Here is a 2,385-nt window from a genome sequence, read left to right on the forward strand (position 1 = left end):
GCCACACTCCGCGCTCGGCCATCAGCCTCCCATCACACGCATTCCGGGTGTGAACAACCTCGTGAGACTCAACACCTAGCGCCGCCGCAGCACGTGCGTATATTCCTCGCCCGCCGTGCTCTGGTCCAGCAGTTCATTGCCCGTCTGCTTCGCGAACGCCTGGAAGTCGCGCAGCGAGCCGTTGTCGGTGGACACCACCTTCAGCACCTCGCCACTGGCCATGGAGGCGAGCGCCTTCTTGGCCTTCAGAATGGGCAGCGGGCAGTTGAGCCCGCGGGTGTCTATTTCCTTGTGGATGTGCATCGTCGTCGGCTTCCTGGCGAAGAGAGAAAGAATTCTAGAGCGGCCCGGGCTGCGCCAGCCCTGCTGCCGGGTCTGCAGCGGCGCCCGCTTCCACCGGGGCCGCGGGCGCGGACACCTCGCTGCGCTGGCCCGGCCATTCCATGAACGCGGGCTCGATGCCGCGACCGCGCAGCCAGTCGGCCAGCGCCTGGCCCGTGCCGGCGGGCCAGCACCGCAGGTGCTCCGGAGCGATCAGCCGGTAGTCCACCAGCTCGGGCGACAGCCGCACCGTGCCGTGCGCCACCGCATGGTAGGCCACGATGACCTGGTTCATGCGCTGGAAGTCGTACACCCCGATGAGCGACAGCGCGCTCACGTCGAGGTTCGTCTCTTCCTTCACCTCGCGCACGATGCCTTCCTGCGGCGTCTCGCCGGCCTCCATGAAGCCGGTGATGAGCGCGAAGGCCTTGTGCTCCCACGCGGCATTGCGCGCCAGCAGCACGCGCCCGTCCAGCTCGACGACCGCGGCCAGCACGGGCGTGGGATTGTTCCAGTGCGTCCAGCCGCAGGCCGGGCAGCGCAGGCGCTGCCGCTCCCCGCCGTCCTCCAGCGCCGTCACCCAGGCCAGCGGCGTGGCGCACTGGGTGCAGAAGCGGGGCTCGGCGTTCATGGAGCGGGACCCAGGCGTGTAGAGACGTCAGTCCGCGTCAGGCGGGGAACACGCCCGTGGAGAGGTAACGATCCCCCCGGTCGCACACCACGAAGACGAGGGTCGCATCCCGCTCGCGCCGCGCGATCTCCTGCGCGGCCCAGCAGGCGCCCGCCGCGGAGATGCCCGCGAAGATGCCTTCCTCGCGCGCGAGGCGGCGGCACATGTCCTCGGCATCGTCCTGGCCGACATTGATCGTCTCGTCCACCGCGCGCGGATCGTAGATCTTGGGCAGGTATTCCTGCGGCCACTTGCGGATGCCCGGAATGCGCGACCCTTCCTTGGGCTGCGCGCCGATGATCTGGATGGCGGGGTTCTTTTCCTTCAGGAAGCGCGACACGCCGGTGATCGTGCCGGTCGTGCCCATCGCGCTCACGAAATGCGTGATGCGCCCGCCCGTCTGCTCCCACAGCTCGGGCCCGGTGGTCTCGTAGTGGATGCGCGGATTGTCCGGATTGGCGAATTGGTCGAGCACCACGCCCTTGCCCTGCCGCACCATGGTCTCGGCCAGGTCGCGCGCGTACTCCATGCCCCCGCTCTTGGGCGTGAGGATCAGCTCCGCGCCGAAGGCCTTCATCGTCTGCGCCCGCTCCACCGACAGGTCTTCCGGCATCACCAGCACCATCCGGTAGCCCTTGATCGCCGCCGCCATCGCCAGCGCGATGCCCGTATTGCCCGACGTGGCCTCGATAAGCGTGTCACCCTGCTTGATCTCCCCACGTTCCTCCGCGCGCCGGATCATGGACAGCGCGGGCCGGTCCTTCACGGAACCCGCCGGATTGTTGCCCTCCAGCTTGCCCAGCACGACCGTGCCGCGCTCGGCGTTCTCCCGCGCGCCGATGCGCTGCAGGGCGACCAGCGGCGTGCGGCCGATCGCGTCTTCGATGGTGGGGTACGTCGGGGAAGGGGTGGTAGCCATAGCCCCCTACTGTGCCATAATCCCGGGCTTCCTTCTTCGCGTCGCCCGGGTGGTGAAATTGGTAGACGCAGGGGACTCAAAATCCCCCGCCGCAAGGCGTGCCGGTTCGATTCCGGCCCCGGGCACCATGGCTGCAGCGCTATGGTTCTAGAGCGTTTTCCGCATTCAATTCCGCGCGTTCCGCACAGCGCTCGGCTGGGTACGGTTCCCTACCTTCTTGAAGCCCTGCCTGGCTACGGGCCCAGCAGCGTGCGCCGTGCTCTCTGACGCCAACCTGCTGCGATCGGTTCGGGTGGTGCGGGTTGGCCGTGTCCTCGCTTTTTCTTCAAGCTTGTGTTCGATCCGGCACGGGTAAGTGGGGCCCACTGGCAGGAAAGCGGGCCTAGCTGTGATGTCTCAATAGGTTGTTCATCCAGGCCCGACCTGGGAAGCTGTGGTTACCAGGCCCCAGCAACTCAGGACAGGACACCGGATG

General features: G+C 67.5%; 3 protein-coding genes and 1 tRNA gene. 1 reads left to right on the plus strand and 3 read right to left on the minus strand.

Translation table 11 applies throughout. The annotated features are described in order from the left end of the window. Window positions 1-75: 75 nt before the first annotated feature. The 3 genes from BLR99_RS22105 to cysM are packed head-to-tail and all read right to left on the minus strand — an operon-like array spanning window position 76 to window position 1,910. On the minus strand, window positions 76-303 hold the full coding sequence (locus BLR99_RS22105) for a sulfurtransferase TusA family protein (RefSeq protein ID WP_011795115.1): 228 nt from the start codon (window positions 301-303) through the stop codon (window positions 76-78). Between the two features lie 34 nt (window positions 304-337). Beyond that, on the minus strand, window positions 338-952 hold the full coding sequence (locus BLR99_RS22110) for an NUDIX hydrolase (protein ID WP_011795114.1): 615 nt from the start codon (window positions 950-952) through the stop codon (window positions 338-340). A 37-nt stretch (window positions 953-989) separates the two neighbouring features. Next, complete coding sequence (gene cysM / locus BLR99_RS22115; protein ID WP_011795113.1) at window positions 990-1,910, minus strand: cysteine synthase CysM; 921 nt, start codon at window positions 1,908-1,910, stop codon at window positions 990-992. Between the two features lie 43 nt (window positions 1,911-1,953). Between cysM and BLR99_RS22120 the strand changes: the two genes are divergently transcribed. Further along, window positions 1,954-2,038, plus strand: a tRNA-Leu gene (locus BLR99_RS22120). The last annotated feature ends 347 nt before the right edge of the window (window positions 2,039-2,385 follow it).

The sequence above is a fragment of the Paracidovorax citrulli genome, assembly GCF_900100305.1.
GTDB lineage: Bacteria > Pseudomonadota > Gammaproteobacteria > Burkholderiales > Burkholderiaceae_C > Paracidovorax > Paracidovorax citrulli.